6 protein-coding genes are annotated in these 7271 nt (G+C 73.0%); 3 read left to right on the plus strand and 3 right to left on the minus strand.

Features of this window, described 5'->3' with window-relative positions:
* Window positions 1-181 precede the first annotated feature (181 nt).
* The 3 genes from cysS to RIM90_RS12765 all read left to right on the plus strand — a co-directional run bounded on the left by cysS (window position 182) and on the right by RIM90_RS12765 (window position 4511).
* A complete protein-coding gene (gene cysS, locus RIM90_RS12755; protein ID WP_309060773.1) occupies window positions 182-1582 on the plus strand; it encodes a cysteine--tRNA ligase in 1401 nt (466 codons plus the stop codon).
* A 146-nt stretch (window positions 1583-1728) separates the two neighbouring features.
* A complete protein-coding gene (gene rlmB / locus RIM90_RS12760) occupies window positions 1729-2670 on the plus strand; it encodes a 23S rRNA (guanosine(2251)-2'-O)-methyltransferase RlmB (RefSeq protein ID WP_309060774.1) in 942 nt (313 codons plus the stop codon).
* 146 nt (window positions 2671-2816) lie between these two features.
* Window positions 2817-4511, plus strand: coding sequence for a DoxX family membrane protein (locus RIM90_RS12765; RefSeq protein WP_309060775.1), 1695 nt, complete (start codon window positions 2817-2819; stop codon window positions 4509-4511).
* A gap of 86 nt (window positions 4512-4597) precedes the next feature.
* Here the strand turns inward: RIM90_RS12765 and RIM90_RS12770 are convergent, their stop codons facing one another.
* The 3 genes from RIM90_RS12770 to RIM90_RS12780 all read right to left on the minus strand — a co-directional run bounded on the left by RIM90_RS12770 (window position 4598) and on the right by RIM90_RS12780 (window position 7207).
* Entirely contained in the window at window positions 4598-5329 is a 732-nt protein-coding gene (locus RIM90_RS12770) for a nucleotidyltransferase family protein (RefSeq protein WP_309060776.1), read from the minus strand.
* Between the two features lie 112 nt (window positions 5330-5441).
* The gene (locus RIM90_RS12775; RefSeq protein ID WP_309060777.1) at window positions 5442-5897 is read right to left on the minus strand and encodes a hypothetical protein; all 456 of its coding nucleotides are present in this window, start codon (window positions 5895-5897) and stop codon (window positions 5442-5444) included.
* A gap of 221 nt (window positions 5898-6118) precedes the next feature.
* Window positions 6119-7207, minus strand: a complete 1089-nt coding sequence (locus RIM90_RS12780) for a sn-glycerol-3-phosphate ABC transporter ATP-binding protein UgpC (protein WP_309060778.1) — start codon at window positions 7205-7207, stop codon at window positions 6119-6121.
* Window positions 7208-7271: the final 64 nt, after the last annotated feature.

The following is a 7271-nucleotide window of genomic DNA, read 5'->3' on the forward strand; positions in this document are numbered from 1 at the left end:
GCGCCCACTGCGCTGTGCGCCCGCGGCCCGCGGCCCGCGCCCGCCGGCGCGACGGTCCGGCGTCCGGCGGTCCACCCCCGGCGTCCCGGTGGCCAGGCGCCCGGTGTCCGCGTCGACGACCCGTGTCCGACAAAGCCCCGGAAGGCACCTGGCACACCCCGGTGCCCACTACCCTGGAGGGGTGACTATTCGCCTGTACGACACCAGCGCCCGGCAGATCCGTGACTTCACCCCGCTCCGGCCGGGTTGCGTCTCGATCTACCTGTGTGGTGCCACCGTGCAGGCGGCACCGCACATCGGGCACATCCGCTCGGGGCTGAACTTCGACATCATGCGCCGCTGGTTCGAGTACCGCGGCCTGGACGTGACGTTCATCCGCAACGTCACCGACATCGACGACAAGATCATCGCCAAGTCCGCCGAGCAGGGCCGCCCCTGGTGGTCCATCGGTTACGAGAACGAGCGCGCCTTCACCGACGGCTACCACGCCCTCGGCTGCCTGCCCCCCACCTACGAGCCGCGCGCCACCGGCCACATCACCGAGATGGTCGAGATGATGCGCGGCCTCATCGAGCGCGGCCACGCCTACGAGGCCGACGGCAACGTCTACTTCGCCGTCACCTCGTTCCCGGAGTACCTGAAGCTGTCCAACCAGGAGCTGGAGAACCTCCTCCAGCCCTCCGGCGAGGGCGAGACCGGCAAGCGCGACCCGCGCGACTTCGCCATGTGGAAGGCGGCCAAGCCCGGCGAGCCGAGCTGGGAGACGCCGTGGGGCCGCGGGCGCCCGGGCTGGCACCTGGAGTGCTCGGCGATGGCGCACAAGTACCTCGGCACCGCCTTCGACATCCACGGCGGCGGCCTCGACCTGGTCTTCCCGCACCACGAGAACGAGATCGCCCAGGCCAAGGCCTACGGCGACGAGTTCGCCCGCTACTGGGTGCACAACGCCTGGGTCACCATGAGCGGCGAGAAGATGTCGAAGTCGCTCGGCAACTCGGTGCTCGTCAGCGAGATGGTCAAGCGCTGGCGGCCCATCGTGCTGCGCTACTACCTCGGCACCCCGCACTACCGCTCGATGATCGAGTACAGCGAGGAGGCCCTGCGCGAGGCCGAGTCCGCGTTCGCCCGGATCGAGGGCTTCGTGCAGCGCGCCGCGGAACTCGCCGGAGGGCCGGTCGAGCCGTCCGCCGAGGTGCCGCCCGCCTTCGCCGAGGCCATGGACGACGACCTGGGCGTCCCGCAGGCGCTGGCGGTGGTGCACACCACCGTCCGGCAGGGCAACAGCGCGCTGGCCGCCGACGACAAGGAAGCCGCCGTCGCCCGCCTCGCCGAGGTCCGCGCCATGCTCGGCGTCCTCGGTCTCGACCCCCTCGACCCGCACTGGGCCGGTGAGAGCGACCGGGGCGAGGACCTGCACGGCGTGATCGACAGCCTCGTACGCCTCGTCCTCGACCAGCGCGAGGCCGCCCGGGCCCGCAAGGACTGGCCCACCGCGGACGCCATCCGCGACCGGCTGGGCCAGGCGGGACTGGTCGTCGAGGACAGCCCGCAGGGACCGCGCTGGAGCCTCGGCCCGCGCTGAGGAACCCCGGGGTCCACGGGAGCCCCACGGCTCCCCGTGATCGACTGTGCCGCCCGGGGCTCCGGGCGGCACACTTCATAGACACACTCCATAGACGCGACAGACGCAACGCACGCACCCACCACTTCACGAAAGACGGATACCTCATGGCCGCGAACAACCGCCGCATGTCCGGCAAGAAGGGCGCGCAGGTCGGCAGTGGCGGCCAGCGACGCCGGGGCCTCGAAGGCAAGGGGCCGACGCCGCCCGCCGAGATGCGCAAGGGCCACGCCAAGCAGCGCGCCGCCCAGGCGAAGGCGCGCCGCGCCCAGGGCCGCACCCCGCAGCGGCGCGGCGGCGGCCGCTCGACGTCCGAACTCGTCGTCGGGCGCAACCCCGTCGTCGAGGCGCTGCGCGAGGGCGTGCCCGCCTCCACGCTGTACGTCCAGCAGTTCATCGACAACGACGAGCGGGTGCGCGAGGCGCTCCAGCTCGCGGCCGAGCGCGGCGGGATCAACCTCATGGAGGCGCCCCGCCCCGAACTCGACCGCATGACCAACGGCCTGAACCACCAGGGCCTGGTCCTCCAGGTCCCGCCGTACGAGTACGCCCACCCCGAGGACCTCGTCGCGGCCGCCCACGACGAGGGCGAGGACCCGCTGATCGTCGCCCTCGACGGCGTCACCGACCCGCGCAACCTCGGCGCCGTCGTCCGCTCCGTCTCCGCCTTCGGCGGCCACGGCGTCGTCGTGCCCGAGCGGCGCGCCGCCGGCATGACCGCCGGTGCCTGGAAGACGTCCGCGGGTACGGCCGCCCGTACGCCCGTCGCCCGCGCCACCAACCTCACGCGCGCCCTGGAGGCGTACAAGAAGGCCGGGATCGTGGTCGTCGGCCTGGCCGCCGACGGGGAGGCCGGGATCGGCGAGCTGGACGCGCTCGAAGGCCCGGTCGTCATCGTCGTCGGCAGCGAGGGCAAGGGGCTGTCCCGGCTGGTCGGCGAGACGTGCGACTTCCGGGTGCGGATCCCGATGCCGGGCGGCGCGGAGTCGCTCAACGCCGGTGTGGCGGCGGGCATCGTCCTGTACGAGGCGGCTCGGCGCCGGGGCTGACGCGACCGGGGCCGGTCGTCGCGCCCGAACGGGCGTTCGGTGTCATCACCCGCACGGGGCGTTCCGGACGGTCCGGGCCAGCTTGACGCGGTCCGGACACATCCGGCGGGTCACGGCAGTGTCCTAACACCACGTCACTCGGTTAGATGAGTGTGGACACCAGAACACCCCGCACACCCACGGGGGACCGCTCGTCGGGACTCGACGACGCTCCCGCGCTGAGCATGGTGAAGGTGCCGAGCGATCCGGCGCAGGTCATCGTCAATCACGCCAGCTTCCGCGTGCAGCTGGGCGCTTCGGCGCGGCGTGCCTCGTCGCCGCGGATCGCACGGCACGTGAGCGCCGCCGAGGACACCGCCCGCATCCCCGTCGTCACCACCATGGGTGCGGCGGACCAGGCCACCGCCCGGCGCCGTCCCGTCGTCTGGAGCGGCCGCTCCGCCCCCGACGACACCGGCGCCCACCGGCTCCTCCAGGCGGTACGGCACGGAGGCGTCCGCCACGCCGACGAGCCGCTCACCGACACCGGGGGCACCCGGGTCGTCCCCCGCCCCGGCGCCGGTCACGGCGACCACGACGACGGCCCGGCCACCCAGCCCCTCGCGACCCCGTTCGTCGGCGCCCCGCGCCGGCCCGGCGACACCCCCCTGCTGCCCCCCATGCGCACGGTCGGCAGCGCCTACGACGAACCCGCCTACGACGGCCTCGGCTACGGCGAACCCGCCTACGAGGACGACGAGTTCGAGGACACCGGCGCCCACCCCGCCGCCCCGGACGAGGCCACCGGAGGGCGCGGCAGGCGGCACGGCGACGACCCGGCCCGGCACGCCTACTACCCCGGCCGCCGGATGAACCTCGGCGTCGTCCTGCTCCCGCTGCGGGTCCTCCTCGGCTCCATCTCCGTCTACGCCGGGATGAGCAAGCTCTGCGACCCCCTCTACTTCGAGGGCGGCCCGCGCGGCTCCATGGTCAAGTGGCTGCACACCCTGCACCCCTGGGACGTCGCCGAGCCGCTGCGCCAGTTCGCCCTGGAGCACCCCGTCGGCTCGGGACTGGCGATCGCCTTCCTCCAGGTCGTCGTCGGTGTCCTGACCGTCCTCGGCTGCTGGCAGCGCGTGGCGGCCACGGTCGGCGCACTGCTCTCGGCGGCCCTGCTGGTCACCGTCAGCTGGAAGAGCGCCCCCGCCTACGAGACGCCCGACATCATCTACCTCGCCGCCTGGTCCCCGCTGATCATCGCGGGCGCCCCCGTCTACTCCGTCGACGGCCGCCTCGCGGGCGGTGCCTGGCGCCGGCTCGGCCCCCGCGCCGACATCTGGGACCTGCGCCGCTACGTCCTGCGCCGCGGCGCCCTCGTCACCGCCGTCGTCTGCGGGCTCACCCTGCTCGTCGGCTCGCTGCTCGGCGGCGCCGTCCGCGACGCCGACCGCGTGGTGGTCCCCGGCCCCGGCGAGGCCCCGCGCAACGAGCTCCCCGGCTCCCCGCTCCCGCAGGAGCCCGGCGAGTCCCCGAAGGAGCGCACCCCGTCGGCCTCCACCCCGCCCAGCCGGAGCGCCACGACGTCCGGCCCGACCGGTCCGTCCGCCGGGACCACCGGCCCCGGTGCGACCCAGGACGCCGGTGCCGTCACCGGTGCCCCCAGCCAGACCCAGGGCAGCACCGGCCAGGCCCCGTCCCGGCAGTCCTCCCCGGTCGGCCAGGCCCCGAGCACCAGCTCCGGCCCGACCTCGGGCGGCGGATCCACCGGCAGCGGCAGCGGCACCCCGAGCGGCGACAGCGGCAGCGGCAGCGGCGGCGGCTCCACCGGGGAACCGGGGCTCGTGGGCGGCCTCCTGGGGTAGGGGCACCGCCCGCGCACGGCGAAGGGGTCCCGCACAGCGTCCGTGCGGGACCCCTTCGCCGTCACCGGTTCGCCGGTGACGGTGTGTCAGCGTCCTTGCCCCGCCAGCTCCTTCGCCGCCTCCGACAGGTCCTTCGCGGTGTCGATCGCCCGCCAGTAGGAGCCCTGGGGGATCGGGAACCCCGCCAGCCTGCGCTCGCGCGCCAGGTGCGGGAACGTGGTGCGCTCGTGGTCGCCGCGCTCCGGGAGCAGGCCGGCGAACTCGGGGGAGAAGACGTACACGCCCGCGTTGATCTCGAACGTCGACGGCGGGGCCTCGATGAAGTCGGTGATGCGGCCGAAGCCGTCCGTGCGCACCGCACCCCACGGGATGCGCGGGCGGGCCAGGGCGAGGGTCGCGACGGCGTCCCGCTCGGTGTGGAAGTCCGCCATGTCGCGCAGTGAGAAACGGGTCCAGATGTCACCGTTGGTGGCGTACCAGGGCCGGTCCGGGTACGGGAGGTGCGCGGCGGCGTACTTCAGGCCGCCGCCGCGGCCGAGGGGCTCCGTCTCGACGACGGTGGTGACGGAGACGGGCAGATCGGCGGCCTCCAGCCACTCCTGCAGGACCTCGGCGAGGTGGCCGCAGGAGACCACCACATCCGTCACGCCCTCCTCGGCGAGCCAGGAGAGCTGATGGCCGATGATCGGGGTCCCCGTACCGGGGATCTCGACCATCGGCTTGGGCCGGTCGTCGGTGTACGGACGAAGCCGGGAGCCTTGGCCGCCGGCCAGGACGACGGCTTGAACGGGGCGGGACGCGGCGCTCGGATCGGTCATGAGCGAACTGTACGTGGACCGTGCGCGGTGTCCCGCGAGCGGTCGGTCCGGTGGTCCCTCTTACGGCGCCGACGGCTCCGACGCGGTGCGGCCGGCGTGGTGGGCCGTGTGCTCAGCGGTGGGCGGTGACGACCCCCGACGCGAAGGAGGTGTCGCAGACCGGACGGGCGTAGGACTGGGCCTTGGTGGGGCCGTACACCCGGACCGCGGCCTTGCCGAGGGCGCGGGCGATGGACGCGCAGTGCTTCGCCAGCGACGGGCGGTCGTCGACGGCCTGCTGGAGGTGGGTGAGCGCCACGCCCGGGTCCTCCTTCTGGAGTTCGACCAGCAGCGCGTCGCGCAGCACGTCCTGCGGCGCGCGGGCGGCGGCGCGCGAGGAGGCGCCGGAGGCGGAGGCGTCCGCGGCGGTGAGCACCGGGCTCGAGGGGTTCCCCGACCAGTTGACTCGCGCGACCGCGAGGGTCCCGGAGAGCACCAGGACGACGGGCAGGACGAAGGCGAGGGTGCGGCCGATCCGGAGGGCGGGGCCCCCGCCGCGTCGCGTCTGAGGGTTCGTGGTGTGCTTCACGCGTGTGAGGGTAGCGGCAGGTAGCGGAACGAAAACGCCGAGTCACCGGTTCGAGGGATGGCAGGCCGTGGATTCCGGGAGCACGTGTTGACGTACGGAGCTCGAAATGACCGTTGTGCCGGGGTATTTGTCGACAAGGAGAAGGGCCCCGCAGCGGCCTGCGGGGCCCTTCTTCATCACCTCGGGTGAATCAACCGGAGTTGTGCGCTCCGGCCGGTTCCTCAGTCGGACAGGCGCGCACCGGTCGACGTCGAGAACACGTGGGTCTCGCCCGCGCGCGGCACGACGTGCAGCTGGCTGCCCTTCTCCGGGACCTCGCGGCCGCCGACGCGGACCACGAGGTCCTTGGACTCGCCGCCGACCTGGGCGGTGCCGTAGACGAACGCGTCGGAGCCCAGCTCCTCGACGACGTTGACGGTGACCGCGACACCCAGGTCGGAGTCGGCGCCGGCCACGTCGAAGTGCTCGGGGCGGACGCCCACGGTGACGGTCTTGTCGCTGGTCGCGGAGAGCGCGTCACGCTGCACCGGCACCACCGAGTTGCCGAACTTCACACCGCCGTCGGTGACCGGGACCTCGATCAGGTTCATGGCCGGGGAGCCGATGAAGCCGGCGACGAAGAGGTTGGCGGGCTTGTCGTACATGTTGCGCGGGCTGTCGACCTGCTGGAGCAGACCGTCCTTGAGGACCGCCACGCGGTCGCCCATCGTCAGGGCCTCGACCTGGTCGTGGGTGACGTAGACGGTGGTGATGCCGAGGCGGCGCTGGAGCGAGGCGATCTGCGTACGGGTCGACACGCGGAGCTTGGCGTCGAGGTTCGACAGCGGCTCGTCCATGAGGAAGACCTGCGGCTCACGCACGATGGCGCGGCCCATGGCGACACGCTGGCGCTGACCACCGGAGAGCGCCTTCGGCTTGCGGTCCAGGTACTCGGTCAGGTCGAGGATCTTCGCGGCCTCCTCGACCTTCTGCCGGATCTCCGCCTTGTTGACGCCGGCGATCTTGAGCGCGAAGCCCATGTTGTCGGCGACCGTCATGTGCGGGTAGAGCGCGTAGTTCTGGAACACCATGGCGATGTCCCGGTCCTTGGGCGGCAGGTGCGTGACGTCGCGGTCACCGATGCGGATGGCGCCGCCGTTGACGTCCTCGAGCCCCGCGAGCATCCGGAGCGAGGTGGACTTGCCGCAGCCGGACGGACCGACCAGGACGAGGAACTCGCCGTCCGCGATCTCGATGTCGAGGGCGTCGACGGCGGGCTTGGTGGAACCCGGGTAGATCCGGGTCGCCTTGTCGAACGTGACAGTGGCCATGGTGAATGGTCCCCTTCTACCGGCAGGAACGTGCCGGACGATCCGAGTAGGAAGGCGGTGCCAC

The sequence above is a fragment of the Streptomyces sp. genome, from assembly GCF_031181555.1.
In the GTDB taxonomy this organism is placed as follows: domain Bacteria; phylum Actinomycetota; class Actinomycetes; order Streptomycetales; family Streptomycetaceae; genus Streptomyces; species Streptomyces fimbriatus.